Origin of the sequence: Paraburkholderia sp. MM5496-R1 (assembly GCF_050436205.1) — a bacterium.
GTDB lineage: Bacteria > Pseudomonadota > Gammaproteobacteria > Burkholderiales > Burkholderiaceae > Paraburkholderia > Paraburkholderia tuberum.
Genome location: NZ_JBNDLT010000002.1, coordinates 114,691 through 131,923, shown reverse-complemented (window position 1 = coordinate 131,923; position 17,233 = coordinate 114,691). Strand labels below are relative to the sequence as shown.

Annotated in this window: 9 protein-coding genes and 3 pseudogenes; all 12 read right to left on the bottom strand. The window is 61.9% G+C overall.

Annotated features, from left to right (window positions below; all coding sequences use genetic code 11):
• Window positions 1–147 precede the first annotated feature (147 nt).
• A complete protein-coding gene (locus OKW38_RS07410; RefSeq protein WP_429292815.1) occupies window positions 148–828 on the bottom strand; it encodes a c-type cytochrome in 681 nt (226 codons plus the stop codon).
• Window positions 829–2,309, bottom strand: a pseudogene (locus OKW38_RS07405) (flavin monoamine oxidase family protein).
• An 88-nt stretch (window positions 2,310–2,397) separates the two neighbouring features.
• Window positions 2,398–3,363, bottom strand: a complete 966-nt coding sequence (locus tag OKW38_RS07400; protein ID WP_429360807.1) for a WD40/YVTN/BNR-like repeat-containing protein — start codon at window positions 3,361–3,363, stop codon at window positions 2,398–2,400.
• A 17-nt stretch (window positions 3,364–3,380) separates the two neighbouring features.
• Window positions 3,381–5,741: an efflux RND transporter permease subunit gene (locus OKW38_RS07395; protein WP_429360805.1), complete on the bottom strand. Its 2,361-nt coding sequence runs from the start codon at window positions 5,739–5,741 to the stop codon at window positions 3,381–3,383.
• A gap of 64 nt (window positions 5,742–5,805) precedes the next feature.
• Window positions 5,806–7,638: a DUF1302 domain-containing protein gene (locus OKW38_RS07390; protein ID WP_429360803.1), complete on the bottom strand. Its 1,833-nt coding sequence runs from the start codon at window positions 7,636–7,638 to the stop codon at window positions 5,806–5,808.
• 77 nt (window positions 7,639–7,715) lie between these two features.
• Window positions 7,716–9,082: pseudogene (locus tag OKW38_RS07385) on the bottom strand (DUF1329 domain-containing protein).
• A 76-nt stretch (window positions 9,083–9,158) separates the two neighbouring features.
• The gene (locus OKW38_RS07380) at window positions 9,159–9,572 is read right to left on the bottom strand and encodes a RidA family protein (RefSeq protein ID WP_429360802.1); all 414 of its coding nucleotides are present in this window, start codon (window positions 9,570–9,572) and stop codon (window positions 9,159–9,161) included.
• 17 nt (window positions 9,573–9,589) lie between these two features.
• Window positions 9,590–10,423, bottom strand: coding sequence for a phytanoyl-CoA dioxygenase family protein (locus OKW38_RS07375; RefSeq protein ID WP_429360801.1), 834 nt, complete (start codon window positions 10,421–10,423; stop codon window positions 9,590–9,592).
• A gap of 1,104 nt (window positions 10,424–11,527) precedes the next feature.
• Complete coding sequence (locus OKW38_RS07370) at window positions 11,528–12,826, bottom strand: tyrosine-type recombinase/integrase (RefSeq protein WP_429360799.1); 1,299 nt, start codon at window positions 12,824–12,826, stop codon at window positions 11,528–11,530.
• A 222-nt stretch (window positions 12,827–13,048) separates the two neighbouring features.
• Window positions 13,049–14,633, bottom strand: a pseudogene (gene guaA, locus OKW38_RS07365) (glutamine-hydrolyzing GMP synthase).
• Between the two features lie 215 nt (window positions 14,634–14,848).
• Window positions 14,849–15,592: a hypothetical protein gene (locus OKW38_RS07360; RefSeq protein ID WP_429334762.1), complete on the bottom strand. Its 744-nt coding sequence runs from the start codon at window positions 15,590–15,592 to the stop codon at window positions 14,849–14,851.
• A gap of 6 nt (window positions 15,593–15,598) precedes the next feature.
• The gene (guaB, locus tag OKW38_RS07355) at window positions 15,599–17,059 is read right to left on the bottom strand and encodes an IMP dehydrogenase (protein ID WP_429360798.1); all 1,461 of its coding nucleotides are present in this window, start codon (window positions 17,057–17,059) and stop codon (window positions 15,599–15,601) included.
• Between the last annotated feature and the right edge of the window lie 174 nt (window positions 17,060–17,233).

Genomic DNA, 17,233 nt, shown 5'->3' with positions numbered 1-17,233 from the left:
GCTAGATGCCGGGCTTGCCGCGATAATGCGCTCCGATGTTATAGAACATAATACCAAATATAGGTCACGTTACAAAATACATAGATTTAAAAAAAAGCAGATTATTTCCTGCTTCTTCCCGACTCCTGTAGCTCTACGCCATAGCGGCTATTGCATGCCTGCGCTGCCGCCTCCCGGGCTCAACCCCGCAAGGTAGCTGGCCACCGCGTGGATGTCTTCGCCGGACAATGTAGCGGCCATCCCGTTCATTGCGCCGCTCGGGTCACGACGTTCGCCCGTCTTGAACGCAGCAAGCTGCTTCGCGAGATAGGCTTCGCCCTGGCCGGCCAGCCGTGGAATCTGTTCCCGGCCCATGAACGATGCCCCGTGGCAGGCCTGGCAGCTTTTCGCCGCGACGAGTGCCATGCCGCGCTGTTCGAGCGCCGGCTGGCCGCGCTCCGCTTCACTTTGGACCGGCATCTGCCGCGAGAAATAGACAGCCAGTGTTTTGATCTGCTCATCCGTAAGCTCCCTCGCAATCGCACCCATGTAGGGGTCGAGTCGCTGCCCATCGGCAAACGCGTGCAACTGCGCGACGAGATAAGCCTCGGGCTGTCCGGACAGCGCCGGATACGAGGCGTTGACGGATTGCCCGTGCGCACCGTGACAGAAGTAGCAGGTCTCCTGACGTTGCGGCCAGGGGCCGCCGTTGGCCACCTCTGTCTTGTCGACCTCGCTCATCGCTTTCTCAAACTGCATGCCGTCGATGTAATCGCGTCCGTAGAGCGCTCCAACGCTCACGACACCTGCCAGCAAGACGGCTGCGCTCACGATCCATGTGCGTTTCATTCACGCCACCTCGCCGCGTCGAGTGAAGCCGGCCAGCGCCTGCAAGGCAGCGCGGTGGCCCGAACGCACTGCGCCGTCCATTGCGCCGGCCCCAGATGTCCGCGGTTTCGGTCCCTGACCAGATCAGACGCCCCACTTCGGGATGCAGATACTTGCCCCACTTCGTCCAGAAGCCCGGCGGCATAGGATTGATGCAATGCAGGGTCCAGGGATCGACCCGGCCCCAGTCGTAATCGTGGAACTGCGTCGGATGCAGCGCGCGGTCCCCGAATGCCTTGGCATAAGTGGCCGACAGTGTCTTTTCGGCCATCGCCGAGTCGTGCGGCAGCATCCCCGGTGCAACGAATGCGGCGATCACGCCGAGCGATGCGTCGGGAGGCGAGTTGTCGTAGGCCATGAAGACCGGGCCGCCGACCTGGAAGATCGTTCCGCAGTATCCGGCGTCACGCCAGAACGGCTTGTCGTAGACGTGGACCGTCTTGCGCATGGGGGCGTTCGTGGGCCAGTTCTGCTGGAGTTGCGCCCGTCCGCCGGGCAACGGCGGATCGAAAACCACCTGATTGCACAGGGCCGGATTCATCGCAACGATCACACGACGCGCCTTGAGGACGCCCTGATCGGTGTGAAGCTCAACGACATCACGATCCCAGCCCGCGATCCTGCGCACCGGCGAGGACAGCCTGACCTTGTCGCCCAGTTGCTCGGCCATCTTGATGCTCAGACGCTGCGAGCCGCCGACGATGCGTGTTTCCTGCGCGCCGCCCTTGAACGCTTCGAGCTGCGTGTAGTTGCAGCTTGCACTGTTGACCATCGATAAGTAATGCAGCAGACCCAGCTGCGCCGGCGCGCCGCCCGTGGTCAGCTTCGCGGCTAGTCCGAGGAAGTAGCCGTCCTCGTATTTCACCCCCTGCTGCAAGAGCCACTCGCCGTAGGAGAGTTTGTCCAGTTCCGCCAGATGAGGCGCCGTCCACGGCGCGCCGGACGGCACACCGCGCGACAGTTCGGCAAGCCGGTTCCCGATCGTGTCATCGCCGCCAGTCCCACCATGGAAGTCCTGGGCCACCGTGGCGTCTTCCGCCATCACCACGGTCTTTGCCGGTGTACCAACTCGGAAACGTATCGATCTCGAGTTGACGCGCCAGATCGAAGATCGCCGTCTGGCCGGGACCGATCCACTGCCCTCCGGCTTCGGAAACGACGCCATGCCCGAGGTCATGGTTATACGTGCGTCCACCGACGCGGTTGCGTGCCTCGAGCACGACGAACGAATCACATCCGGCCTGTTTGAGGTCGCGACCCGCGGTCAGTCCTGCTAGACCCGCGCCGACGATCGCGACGTCCAGAATGTCGCCGTTGATGGGCTTGATTACGGCGGCTTGTGCCAGCGACATGCCGCCGGCGGCGAGTGACGCCGCCCCCAACGCCGTAACACGTAGCAGCTGACGCCGGGTCTGTGCATCCGGCTTATTTTTCCGATCCATGCTTGATGCCCAATTCAGTTTCATTATTTCTCCCCTTTCTTCTCTGCACCTAAGGAGAACGTTCTGACAAGGTAGCGACTGGCGTTTCTCAACGTGCCGTCAGCGCCCCGTCCTGCGAAATCAACACCGGTTTGCCGGCGTCATCGATCACTGCAGCGGTGAGCGTCGCGCGATCGTCGCGCTGCTGAACCTCGAACGACATGCTGCCCTCACGTTGCCGGAACACGAGGCCATCGAGCCCGACGCCCATCAGTCCGTTTTGAGTCGCCACGAGATCGGTGATCGAACTCTTCGTACCCGAGTTGAGCGCGGCCCACGTCGCTCCGCCGTCGCTGCTCTGGTACAGGCTGCCCAGCAGGCCGCCCACCACGATCCGCCCGTCAGGCAGCGCCACGCCGCTCCACAGCGTGCCCTTTCCGCCCGTCGCCAGATAGCTCCAGTTCGCGCCACCGTCCGTGGACTTCAGCACCATGCCTTGTTCCGAATCGATATAAAGCGCGCCCTGGCGGTCCGCGAAGATGTGGTACAGGTTGCGGTCCGCCCTCGTGCTGCCCGGCGGCTTCGGCACGGTCACTTTGACCCACGTCTTGCCGCCATCGTGTGTGGCCAGCATCAGCGACCACAGGCCTACCGCCAGGCCATCCCTCTCGTTCGTGAACAGAACCGAGAACAGCGGCTGGTCCACCGAGAGATTCATGCGCTGCCTCTCCCACGTTTCTCCGCCATCGGTGGTCGCGAGAATCACGCCCCACTGGCCGGCCGCCCAGCCGCGCTGCGCATCGATGAACGTCACCGCCGAAAGCGTGGCCGAGACCGGCGCCTGCCGGGCCTGGCGCCACGTCTTTCCTTCGTCATCCGATAGAACGATCACGCCGTGCTCGCCCACGGCCACGATGCGCTTGCCGGCACGCGCGGCGTCCAGCAACATCATGTGGAATGGGTTCACCCATGTGTGCGCCGGCATGGCCGCCCACTGCGCAACGGTTCCCGGCGGCAGAGCCCAGACTGCCGCACTCGCGAACAGCGCGGCACAAGCAACAAGCATCTTGATCATGACTGCGTCTCCCATGTTCAATGACTGAAGAGTCCGGGCGCGCGCGCCGGTTTGCGCCTCGGGAACCACCGTTCCAGCACCGAGGCGAGTGCGGGCAGTGCCGTCATCGCCATCAGCAGGTTCACGAGGAACATGAACGCCAGCAGCTTGCCCATGTCGGCCTGGAACTTCAGCGCCGAGAAGCTCCAGGTCGCCACCCCGATCGCCAGCGTGATCGCGGTGAAAATCGTCGCCACGCCCACTTCGAGCATCGCGTGCTGCACCGCCTTGACGATGTTCTGCCCACCCGCCAGATGCACCTGTAGCCGGTTGTAGATATAGAACGCGTAATCAACGCCAATGCCCACGGCCAGCACCATCACCGGAAGCGTGGCTACCGTAAGCCCGATCTGCAGTTCCTTCATGAACCAGTAACCGATGAACGTCGCCACCGATAGCGGCAGGCAGCACGCCAGCATCGCGCGCCAGTCGCGGTAGGCGAGGAACACGAGGATCAGGATCGCCGCGTACACGTAAAGCATCATCGGCAGCTCGCTTGCCGCCACTTCCTCGTTGGTTGCGGCGAGTACGCCCGCATTGCCGGCTGCGAGACGCACGGCAATGCCCGGGAACCGATGCGTTGCGCGATACGTCTTCACGTCATCCAGAATCCGGCTGATCGTGGTGGCCTTGTGATCGGTGAGGAACAGATGCACGGCCGTCATGCTGCAATCCGCCGTCATGAAGCCTTTGACACGACCTACATCCACCGACACCGCCCCATAGTTCTCCGGGTCGATCGGCACGACATTCATCTTCGGATAGTCCTCGTTGTAGCCCTGGTTGTAACGGCGCAGCATCGCCGAGTACGACTGTGCCGATACCACGCCGGGCTCGGTGCGCATCGCACTCGTGAGATCGTCCTCGTACAGGCCGAGCGCCGGGTTGTCGCAGCCCTTCTGCGACGACTCGATCGCGACCGTGAGCCAGTCGAGGCCGATGTCGTAGCTCGAAGCAATCGCCGCGGCATCGCGGTTGAAACGCGCATCCGCACGCAGTTCCGGCGCGCCCGGCTGAAGCGTGCCGATCACGCGGTCGCGGCTTTGCCAGGCGGCCAGTGCGAACACCACCATCGTCAATGCCACGGTCACGCCTGCATAGCGCGGCTGGGCGATGCGCGCGAGCCCCCGCAGCCAGGACGAGCGTCGCTCGCTGCGCTCCAGCGCACTGTCCGCGTAGCGCTTCGTGAAGTTGAAGCACGAAGCCGCGACCGGCAGCAGCACCAGGTTCGTCACGATCTTATACGCGACGCCGAGCGACGCCGTGATGGCCAGCTCCCGCACCATCGGAATCGGGATCAGCAGCAGCGTGATGAACGAGACGAATGCGGTGACAAGTGCCAGCACGCCCGGAATCAGCAGACCGCTGAAGCTGTGCCGCGCTGCGTCGAACGAGCTGTTGCCGTGCGCGATCTCGCGCACGATGAAGTTGACCTGCTGCACGCCGTGCGAGACGCCAATCGCAAAGACGAGGAATGGCACCAGCACCGCGAGCGGATCCAGTCCGAAGCCCAGCAGCTTGAGCGTGCCGAATTGCCAGACGAGCGACGTCAGCGAGCATGAAATCAGCAGCACCGTGAAGCGCACCGAATGGCAGTACCAGTAGACCGCGAGCGCAGTCAGCAGCAGTGCGATGCCGCAGAAGCCGAGCACGGCGGTCGCGCCATCGGCGATATCGCCAATCTGCTTGGCAAAGCCGATGATCTGGATTTCATAGCCCGCGTCTTCGAACGGCTTGCGGATCTGCGCTTCGAGCAGGTGGTTGAACGCTACGTAGTCGAGCACCTTGCCGTTGCGGTCGCGCTCGTTGAGCTCGGCCGTAATCATGGCGCTGTCTTCGTTGTGCGAAACGAGCGTGCCGACATAGCCGCCGAGTGTGGTCGCGCGGCGGATCTTCGCGACGACGTCCGGCGTGAGCTGGTCCGGCGTGATCGTGCCGGAGATGATCGGCTCTGCGCGGAAGCCCTCGTCGGTGATCTCGTTCACGTAGGCGTTTGGCGTCCACAGCGACTGCACGCCAATGCGGTCCACGTTCGGCAGGTACGAGACGGCCTGGGTCACCTTGTACAGACGCGTAAGGCCCTCCTTCGTCCAGATCGGGCCCTTGCGGGCGCGCACGACCACGGTGATCCGGTTCGCGCCGAGCAGGTCGGAGCGGTATTTCTGGAAGGTCTGGATGTATTCGTGGCCGATCGGCATCTGCTTCTCGAAGCCCGCGTCCATGCGCAGTTGCACCGCGAAAAAGGCCATGACGGCGGTGAACACGACGATGCTCACGAGCACCGCCGCACGGTAACCGAAGAAGACCCTTTCCAGCGTTTTTACCAGGCGATTTAACACGGCATTATCCCTTCAGGTGTTTCGACGATCCCATACGTGGGATCGCCCTCTGGCTGATGAATCGTCAGAAGTTGCGGGTGACGAACATCCCGACGAAGTTTCGGTCCGCATAAGGCTGTCCGACCGTGTTGTGCCCTCCCCAGAACAGCGTGTAGTTGATCCCCGCCTGCCACACCGTCGGGTTCTGGTTGAACAGCACGTAGAGGTTCAACGACTTCGCCCCCTGCATGTAGTTCGCGCTCAGCGTTGGTGTATAGCCGTACAGGCCATCGGCAAATGTAATGCCCGGCGTCACCTGCCAGCCATGAATCAGAGAACCGTCATAGGTCCAGTTGAAGTCCACCGTGGCGCCCACCGAGCTCGACGTTCCCTGTCCCATAGCGATGGGATAGCCCAGGTTCGAGTTGTTGTTCAGCCATGGGAAATATCCCGCCATCGGCACCTGCGTGACGCTCTGCCCGTTGACCGTGCGCGTAACGCCATTCGAGCCCAGGCCCGGGTAGTAGATCCACGTGAGTTCCCAGGTGAGCGCCGCAGCGTCTGCGCCGATCAGTTTGAGAAACGGATATTCGCTGCGCGTGAGCGCGAGAATGCCGTTGATGTCGTACTGGAATCTCTTTTTATCGGCCCATTGCTGGCAGTCGATGCCTGCCACGCCGTTGGTGTTCAGGTCCAGCGGGCCACCCGCGCCATAGCAGCTCGACAGCGCCACGGCATCATGAGGCCGGTACGAAAGCTCCGTGCCGATCGCCCAGGGACCAAGCCCGAAGTTTGCGCTCGCTCCAAAGAGCTGACGGTTCTGCAGATACGACCACTGCAATGTCCCGTTGGCCAGCGACGAAAGCACCGGCGACTTGTCGGTGTAGTTGAGGTAGTAAATCGCGAAGTTTGCGTCAAACGAGCGCGGCGAATAGTTGAACTTCACGCCGAACTGGGGCTTGTACTTTGATGGTGCCTGCCACTCGACCGGAAGGCCAATCACGTTGTACGGCGGCCCGGCGAAAGCGCCGTTGACGAGACCCGTGTAGATGCCGTTGAGCGTGTCCTGGTTGCCGCTGGCAGGCCCGGCGATCGTGCCTGCACTCGGGCCGGCTACGTTGAGGTTGTTGGTGCTGACCGTATATGGCTCCGTCCCGCGGCCGAGGCTGTTGGACACTGACCAGTAGGAACCGACCGGTGGATAGCGGTTGCCGTTCCACCAAAATTGATAGTAACCCTCAGTACTAAAACCATGAGAAAGATCGGCGGCGAAGCTAATCATGGGCGCCGGAAGCAGCGCCTGCTTCAGTTGCGAGCCGGGAATCAGCAGCTTCTGGACATCGAGAGAATTAGTGGCGTTCACGCCACCTATCGCGAAGATACTTTCTCCCCAGTTGATCACCTGATTGCCGAGCCGCACATGCGCGGCGTTACCACCGATCGTAAAGTCCTTCTCGCCCCATAGATCGAGCAACTGCACGTCATAGACGACCTGTGCCGACGCGGTGCTCGATAGCGGGGTTCTGTTCGTATCACCGGCAAGAAAGTCGTACATGCCGGTGCCGCGAATCATGAACTTGAGTCCCTCGCTCGGCATCTTGAAGAGCAGCTCGCTCGTCGCGCTGACGTAGGTGCTGAAGGGCTGACCCTTGCGATAGTTCAGGTTGCCGTTGTCGCCAACGCCCCACTGGTTCACGTTAGCGCCTGCTCCACAGTCGAACGCGTTCGGGTCACCCGTGAGCAAGCAGCTCGGGTTTTTGGTGCGGATGCCTGCGCCCGCCGTGAGGTTGGTCACCCACGAGCCGGTAAGATCGTTGATCCCGGTCGTAAACTCGTAGCCATACGCGCTGGAGGTGGCAGCCGCGCCGGCGATCGCCAGCGAAACTGTCGCAGTCCTTCCTATCGTCTTCGTTTTCATCACCCTCCCCTGCCGCCAATCTCATTGCCAGCGCGCCTCATCGATGCGCGCCGGCCCCCTTTGTGGTTTGCCGAACTTCAGCGCTCGCTCACCGATCGCAGGGATTCGGCCGAGTAGAAGTCCGTCTTGAAACGAGGATCGTTGACCTGCTGGTACCAGCGGACGTCCTTGCCCTGGCCGATCGACGAGGCGTCAAAGACGTAGCGTCCATTGTTGAGGTCGTACTGCGCCATCGGCTCGTTATCGCAGGCGCCGCCCAACTCCCATACCGGGATCGGGTAGCTCTCGCGCATCTTCCAGAGCTTGCCCTGCGCGTCATAGTCCTCGCCCACGAGCGCGAGCCAGCTGTCCTCATCCAGATAGAAGACCTTTTTCGAAGCGACGTGGCGGGCCGATGGCTTAAGCGTTGCCTCGACCACCCAGACGCGGTGCACCTCGTAACGACGATGATCGGACGAAATGCCGTTGGGCGTGGCGACGTCGTGCAGCTTGTCCTTGAAGGTGTACATGCCGAAATCGTCATACGGGACGATCATTTCCTTCTTGCCCACGAGCTTCCAGTTGAAGCGGTCGATGGAGCCGTTGAACATGTTGGATTCGTCGATCAGGTACTGGTTTTCGAAGCCGATCAGCGGCGCATCGTGCGTATAGGCCGGCATGCGTCTCACGCGCCGCTGTCCAGGGAAGTAGTAGTAGGTCTCCGAGTCCTTGTCGAAGTACTGGCGTTGCACGAATGCCTGTCCGGCCAGCGCCGCGGGCGAATCGACCGAGAAATAGGCGCCGAGGTTGAACTGATCGACGTCCTGCGGTGTGGTCTTGCCCTCCTTGCCCGCCGGGAAATAGAACGCCTGCGGGCCGATTGCGTCGATCCAGTCACTACTGCCGGGGCGCGGAGAAATGGATGTCACAACCGGTGACCACTCGATACCCTCGCCGCGATAGCGCGTCTCGTAGTTGAGGATCGCTTCGGCGCCGCTCTTCGGCTGCGGGAAAGCCACCCCGGGAAGCACTGCGGCCTGCACCGTCTCACCATCCGAAGCGAGTTTCGCCGTCGTGAGATTAGCCTTCGAATTCTGCTCGGCGAAGTCCGGCAACTGGCATTCGCGGTGGGACGGATAGACGTCCATGCGGTAACCCTTCGACTGCTTGATGAGCTGGATCTGCCCCGGCGCCAATTTGTCGGCGTACTTGTCGACGTTCGACGCATCGATCGTGTACAAGGGTTTCTCGTTCTTGTGCGACCAGAACTCGCCGCGAACCTTGCCCCATTCCCAGCCTGCAGGCGCGTGGCCTCCCTGCCGGCAAACGCCGGGACGAGCCCGTCCTTGCTGGCCGCTCGCTCGCCGCCGACCGGCGTGAGGTCGTCGGCAGCGGCCACGCCGGCCATGAACAATAACGCCGCCGTGATGGCAGATGCGGCTCCGATTGTGTGCTTTCTCATCATGACTCTCCGTCCTATACCACGTTCATTTGCAGTACATATCGTTTGATTCAAACCAGGCGTCCCGGGACCGGACCGCTCAGCCCTCGCCGCACCCTGCCACCGCTACAGCCCGAATCTCGATGCACAACTCGGGAAGCGCCAGTTGTGTTACGCCAACCGCGGTCCACGACGGATAGCGCGCCGGGAAGTACGCGTCCTTGACCGCCGAAAAGGCCTCGATCTCGCCGCGCAGGTCCGTGTGGAACGTGGTCAGCTCCACAATGTCTGCAAGGCTGCCGCCCGCGCTCTCGAGCACGGCTTTCAGGGACTCGAAGGCAATGCGGGCCTGCGCCTCCATACCTTCGCCGGCTTTCATATCGGGGCCGATGCCAACCTGGCCGGAGACCCAGATCGTGTCGCCCACGCGTGTCGCGGGCGAAAAATGGTAAGCGTCGTAGAACGCCTGGAACGGCGGCGGAACGATCGATTGCCGCCTGGTGGACGTTGTCATGATGTGGGTTCCTATGGTCACACGAGTTGACGGAAACACGGCGCGCGAAACGGATCACCTTCTTTTAACCCGGCAAGGACATCGAGGAACAGGACGCCCGCCGGTGTGAAGCCCGAGACGCTCGGCTGTGGAAGTGGACTGAAAACCGCGTCGTCGCCGAAGAAGCGCAGCACGAGCGTGTGGCGATCTGGAAATGCGGCGTCCACCGCGCCGCCGCCGTGCAGCACGCCGGGATGCAGCAGCAGGACGTCGCCCGGCTCCGTCGCCCACGAAATGATGTCGTAGGCAGCGGGGTCGACCCGGCGCTCAGCTTCGATATTCGGTAGGCGCGGCCACGCATCGCCGCCATGCAGAGGATCAGTCGGATCTTCAGCATTTTGAAAGGTCGTGCCGTCGTGACGCGGGCCTCGATGCGAGCCGCGCACGATCTCGAGCGCATTTTGTTTGGGTACGGCCTCGAAGCTGATCCACGCATTGGCGAAGTGCAACCCCTCCCATGGCAGGTAGGACGTGTCCTGATGCCACGGCGAGCGACCACTCTTGCCTCCGCTTTTGAGAAACAGCTCCTCCGCGAAATACCAGACGCTATCCGAGCCCCACAGATCCGTGAGCAGTCGGCCGAATGGCAATTCTCCAGCCAGCTCGTCCAGACGCTCTTTCGCAAACGGATTGGCGTTGTCGTTGTGCGTCTTGTGCTCCGTGCCTTCGAACAGGCTGCAGGCCATGGGCTCTGGGTTTTCAATGCCCCAGTCGAAGACCTGCCGGCACCGTGCCAACTGTTGCTCGCTGAGAAGACCTTTGACCAGAACGGCGCCGTCTTCCGCAAACGCCTTGTGCGCGACTTCATCCATGATCGACTCCTGAACCGTCAATCGGCGACCCGGTTGCAAACGCTTCCCGTGGCGCCATAAGTAGAAAATACCACCAAAGTTAGGTCATGATACAAAACCACAAAAAAGAAGAAAGACAGGGAATTCCCTGCCTTTGTGAGCGTACGGATCAGCCAGCCACTCCGTTAGTCGCGGGATAGGGATAGGGCTTTCCGCTCCGGCAGGCGGCGTGGGCGACCGAGTCCCTGCCTTCGGTTGACACGAGGCGATGGGCGTACTGTCCAGGCTTCCTTGCTTTATTTTGTATCTTGACCTGTCTTAGTCATCGTGTACTACGTGATGAAAATATCCGGTATCTCCGGTCGCGCTGGCCGCGGCAGACGAATGGTGTCGCGTCAGCCGTGTTCCTCTGCAAACATCCACGATCCGGATACCAATCGTAAAGACCGGCTTCTCGGATCACTTTTTAGGCGAAATGGCGGTGTCGATGCGGCGTGCGGTCTTGCTCTATGGCGGTGACGTGCTGCAGCCGCTCGGGTAGCAGCCCGGCACCATGGGATCAGAAGACGCTAGAACGTGGCTTGGAGCGGGTATGCCGCAAACCAGGCGCGACCAACTAGTAACGGAAAGGGTAGGAGACGGTAATGTCCAACATTCTCAGCAATTGGATTTATATGGGCAGCAACGCATACGACGAATACACGTTTGTTCCCTGGCTGAACCGGAACGTCTACCGTCGGACTGTAGACTTTAGCCGAGTCTGCATGCTGTAACTTCCTGGGCAAAAAGACCGGATAGCGGGTGCGATTTACTGCCCTCGTCCCAAGCGAAATATCGGAATCGTTTCACGGAAACGATAATGCGCCGCTGAGATCTTGGTCTTTTGCGCATACAAGTGCGTATATCGCTGAGATAGAGAGTAATTTTCTTGCGATTTTCAGAAGGTTACTCATTCAATTCGAGTCCTCTCCCGGAACCAAAACAAGGTTTTCCGTGATAAATAGGAGTCCGATTCATCAAAAAACATTTTCGACGTACTACCAAATTCTGTTTCTTGCGGTCCAGCGTCAAACATGGCGATCCGAGTGCAAACGGGTACATTCTTGAGCACACAGAAGTTCGAGCTCAAGAGACGTACTCACGAGTCTTGGGAGGCTGTGCCAACGCTAGGACGCTTGCCTCTGGATTCGTAGCAATCCAGCCGTCCAGCATATCTGCCCACGCCTGGAGCATCGCCCTCCTCTGCTCTGCATACTCCGCCTTGTTATAGACCGCGCGCACGCCACGCTGTTCGTGAGCGAGACATTTCTCGATCCAGTCGGTGTTGAACCCTGCTTCGTGCAACAGCGTGCTGGCTGTCCGACGCAGATCGTGCACCGTGAAAGGATCAAAATCTGCCCCGTCGTCGCGCATCAGCTTGACCGTGCTGTCGATAACACGGTTCAGGGTCGCCGCACTTATTGGGGAAGCCGTCTCATAGCGGCCGGGATGCACGTACGAACTCGCTCCGAAGCACGTCTTGAATGCAACCAGAATATCCAAAGCCTGTTGGCTCAGATAGACAATGTGGGGGCGACCGGCCTTCATCCGTTCCTTCGGAATTGTCCAGACTGCGGCGTTGAAATCTATCTCACCCCACATCGCCAGAATGAACTCGGACTTGCGCACCAGCGTGAGCAGCATGAATCTGATAGCAAGACGCAGCGTAGGCATCGTCGGCGTCCGTTCCAGTGCACTGAAAAAGACGTGGATTTCGGCAGGCGACAGTGCCCGATCACGCGGCTTGAAGCTGGCGATGGCAGACGGGCGGATGGCCTCCGCAGGATTGTCCACCTTTAGTCCCCGCGCCTGCACGAAACGGTAGACCTGCAGAACGATGTCGCGCGCCTGCACGGCAGGGGCCGCGGCGCCCCTCTCCTTGATCTTCTCGCAGCGCGCCATTAGTCGTGCGGGCGTGATCTCTTCCAACTTCAGCCGGCCAAATTCCGACGCGAGATTCCGCTGGTATACCGATTTGCGCATCGCTCGTGTTGAGTCGGCAAGGGCAGTCTCCACAAAGTATTTCTCGGCCCACTTACCAAACGTCAGTGCCTCGGTCGCCTCGACCCGTTTCTCGACTTTCGCACGTGAAGGACTTTCTCCGCATTGGGTTGCTCCGTAGGCTTGATCGCGTAGAAGCCGGGCTTCCGGGAGGCTGATAGCCATTCCGAATCCGAGTTCGTCTGCCTTGCGTGGCTTCCGTGCGGAAAGTGATGGATCGTACCGACCGATAACCAGGGTTTCCCGGCGACCGTTCAACCGGTAGTCGTACCGGAAGCTCACCGCGCCTGACGGCGTCACCGCCGCATAGAGCCCCCGTTGATCGGTGACCTTATAGATTCTTTCGGCAGGCTTCAGCGCTCGCAACTGCATGTCGGTGAGCATAAGAACTCCTCGAACGTATACCGTCAGCCGATACCGTCATACCGCTTTGACGGTATCGGACGAGGCCGTCCGAGGGAGAAATGACGATACCGTCAACAATACCGACATTTCCTTCGGGCACTGTCCGGATTGCAACGGATCGAATCGGACAGTAACCCCATGTTTTTTAACGGAAAAACATGGAAAACCGGCGCTCCCGGGACGGCTTGGGAGCAGTCTAAATCATTCCCACTCGATCGTCGCAGGCGGCTTCCCCGAGATGTCGTAGACGACCCGGTTGATCCCGCGCACTTCGTTGATGATCCGGTTCGACACATGCCCAAGCAGTTCATGCGGCAGATGCGCCCAATGCGCGGTCATGAAGTCGAGCGTCTGCACCGCGCGCAACGCGACGACGTACTCGTAGGTGCGCCCGTCGCCCATCACGCCGACGCTCTTGACCGGCAGGAACACCGCGAACGCCTGGCTCGTCAGGTCGTACCACGACTTGCCGGTTTCCTTGTCGATCGTGTCGCGCAGCGTCTCGATGAAAATCGCGTCCGCGCGGCGCAGCAGGTCCGCGAAATCGCGCTTCACTTCGCCGAGGATCCGCACGCCCAGACCCGGACCCGGGAACGGATGGCGATACACCATCGAGTGCGGCAGACCCAGCTTCACGCCAAGCTCGCGCACTTCGTCCTTGAACAGCTCGCGCAGCGGTTCGAGCAGCTTCAGGTTCAGCGTCTCCGGCAGACCACCGACGTTGTGGTGGCTCTTGATGGTTTGCGCGGCCTTCTTGCCCTTGCCCGCCGATTCGATCACGTCCGGATAGATCGTGCCTTGTGCCAGCCACTTCGCGTCGGTCAGCTTGCCGGCTTCGGCCTGGAACACTTCGACGAACTCCGCGCCGATGATCTTTCGCTTCGCTTCAGGATCGGTCACGCCGGCGAGCTTGCCGAGGAATGCTTGGCTCGCGTCGACGTGAATCACCTTCACGCCAAGGTGATCGGCGAACAGCGCCATCACCTGCTCGGCTTCGTTCAGGCGCAGCAGGCCATGGTCGACGAACACGCAGGTCAGTTGATCGCCGATCGCGCGGTGCAGCAGCGCCGCCGCCACCCGACGAATCCACGCCCCCCGACAAGCCCAGAATGACGTGCTCGTTACCGACCTGCTCGCGAATCTTCGCGACGGCTTCGTCGATGTAGTGGCCCATTTCCCAATCGGCCTTCGCGCCGCAGATCTGCAGCACGAAGCGCTCGAGCATCGCGCGGCCCTGCACCGTGTGCGTGACTTCCGGATGCCATTGCAGGCCATAGAAGCGGCGCTGCTCGTCGGCCATCGCGGCGATCGGGCACGATTCCGTCGATGCCATCAGCGCGAAACCCGGCGGCATCTCCAGCACCTTGTCGCCGTGGCTCATCCATACCTTCAGCATGCCGTGGCCTTCGGACGTGGTGAAGTCGCTGATGCCTTCGAGCAGGCTCGTATGGTTGCGCGCGCGCACTTCGGCGTAGCCGAATTCGCGCAGATGACCGATGTCGACCTTGCCGCCGAGCTGCTGCGCCATCGCCTGCATGCCGTAGCAGATGCCGAGCACCGGCACGCCGAGTTCGAACACGGCTTGCGGCACGCGCGGCGTGTCTTCCTCGGTGACCGAGCTCGGGCCGCCCGACAGAATCACGCCCTTCGGCGCGAAGTCGCGGATGAACGACGCATCGACGTCGTACGGATGGATTTCCGAATACACGTTGGCTTCGCGAACGCGACGTGCAATCAGTTGGGTGACTTGCGAACCGAAGTCGAGAATCAGGATCTTGTCATGCATGGCAGCGGACGGAATCAGAAGTGAGCGGATACGGAATGCCGCGCGCGAGGCGCGGCGTCGAATTCAAAGCGGTCCACGCGGCGACGGTCTTGGCGCGGCGCGGACAGCCAACATTACGATGAAGCACAAGGGCGCGGCCAACCACGGAACTCGCCGCCTGTGATGCGCGCGAACGAAATCCGGTAGCTTCGGCAAACGGCCTGGCGCGCGGCGCTTCAACCATGAAACGGCGGGCGGGGTGCGCCGGGCACGTCGTTGCTGGTGTCGCGCGCGGCGCGTTCGGACTCGCTCAGGCCGGGCTCGCTTGCGGCCGGATGAAGCGGCGCGGGAGTGGCAACGGAAGCCGCGGCAGCCGGATTGGCCGGCCGCGTGACCGGCACGACGGGCTCCGGCACCGGCTCGGCGTGATAGACCGGAAAGCCCGCTGAGGCACGTGGCTCGCGCGCGTTGTCGCGTTCGGGTTCACGCTGCCGTGCGGCATCCTTTTCGGCCTCTTTCGCGGCACGCTTATCGGCACGACTGTCGGCCTTGCTCGACGAGGGCTTGATCACGATCCCCTTCTCGCGCCGCCGCACCGCACCCGACAGTCGCACGCCGCCGAGCCCGATCACCACCAGCACGACACCGGCCAGCACCGCCACCATCTGGCCGAAACCGGTCAGCGACGGCGTATGCAGCCCCAGCAGCCAGACCAGCATCAGCACGCCGATCAGCCAGTGCACATGACCGACGACCTTCGCGACCGTCGAGGTCAGCGCCCCGTCGAACGACGCATGCACCGCGAGCCACGCGAGCCCGATCAGCGCGACGCCGAACGCCTGGCCGACCAGCATCGGCTCCGTTGGCACCAGTTGCAACGCGTCGTACAGCGAGGTCCACGGCGTCAGCACGAACAGCAGGCCGAACGCCAGCAGCAACAACGCATCGAGGATCAGTACAACGCGCAGCAGTGGCTTCATGGGCGTTTAGTCCACGTGGTAGTTGGGCGCTTCCTTGGTGATTTGCACATCGTGCACATGCGACTCGCGCAGGCCCGCACCGGTGATCTGCACGAACTCGGCCTTCTCGTTCATTTCGGCGATGGTGCGGCAGCCGCAGTAGCCCATGCTCGCGCGCACACCGCCGATCAGCTGGAACAGGATTGCGTTGACCGAACCCTTGTACGCGACGCGACCTTCGATGCCTTCCGGCACCAGCTTGTCGATGTTGGCCGAGTTGTCCTGGAAGTAGCGGTCCGCCGCGCCGTCCTTCATGGCGCCGACCGAGCCCATGCCACGGTACGACTTGTACTGGCGGCCCTGGTACAGGAATACCTCGCCCGGCGACTCCTCGGTACCGGCGAACATGCTGCCCATCATGACCGCGCTGGCGCCCGCCGCGAGCGCCTTGCTGACGTCGCCCGAGAAGCGCACGCCGCCGTCGGCGATGACCGGCACGCCGGTGCCGTTCAGCGCTTCGGACACGTTGGAGATAGCGGTGACCTGCGGCACGCCGACGCCTGCGACGATTCGCGTCGTGCAGATGGAGCCCGGGCCGATACCGACCTTGACGCCGTCCGCGCCGTATTCGACGAGCGCCCTGGCGGCCGCGGCGGTTGCGATGTTGCCGCCGATCACCTCGACGTGCGGGAAGTTCTGCTTGACCCACTTGACGCGCTCGAGCACGCCCATGCTGTGGCCATGCGCGGTATCGACGACGATCACGTCGACGCCGGCCTGCACGAGCAGCTCGACGCGCTCTTCGTTGTCCACGCCGACGCCGACCGCCGCGCCCGCGCGCAGCTTGCCGTGCTCGTCCTTGCATGCATCCGGGTGCTCGGTCTGCTTGGTGATGTCCTTGACGGTCATCAGGCCGCGCAGTTCGAAGGCGTCGTTGATGACCAGCACGCGCTCGAGGCGGTGGCTGTGCATCAGCGCCTTCGCTTCGGCGAGCGGCGTGCCTTCCTTGACGGTGACGAGGCGCTCGCGCGGCGTCATGATGTTGCGCACCGGCTCGTCCAGACGCTCTTCGAAGCGCAGGTCGCGATTCGTCACGATGCCGACGAGCTGCGAGCCCTCGACGACCGGGAAGCCCGAAATGCCATGCTGGCGCGACAGTGCGATCACGTCGCGCACTTTCATATGCGGCGGCACGGTGATCGGATCGCGCACGACGCCCGACTCGAAACGCTTGACCTTCGCGACTTCACGCGCCTGCTCAGCCGGCGTGAGGTTCTTGTGGACGATGCCGACGCCGCCCATTTGCGCCATGGCGATTGCCAGACGTGCTTCGGTGACCGTGTCCATCGCGGCGGACACGAGCGGCATGTTGAGGGAGATGTTGCGGGTCAGCCGGGTCTTGAGGCTGGTGTCGCGCGGCAGAACATCGGAGAAGGCCGGGACGAGGAGCACGTCATCGAACGTGAGTGCTGTTTGGATCAGACGCATGGCAAATCCTATAGGCGCAAAAGCGAATTATACGCGATACCACCCCGGTTTTCACTGCGCGAACAGGAGCTTAGCGAATTTCAGACGATTTTTTGCCGCTCCCGCCTGCGTCGATTTCGCTCGCCTGTTCGCGTCGGGTTCGAACGGGTTTCGTTTGCGCGTTCGCAGGCGAAA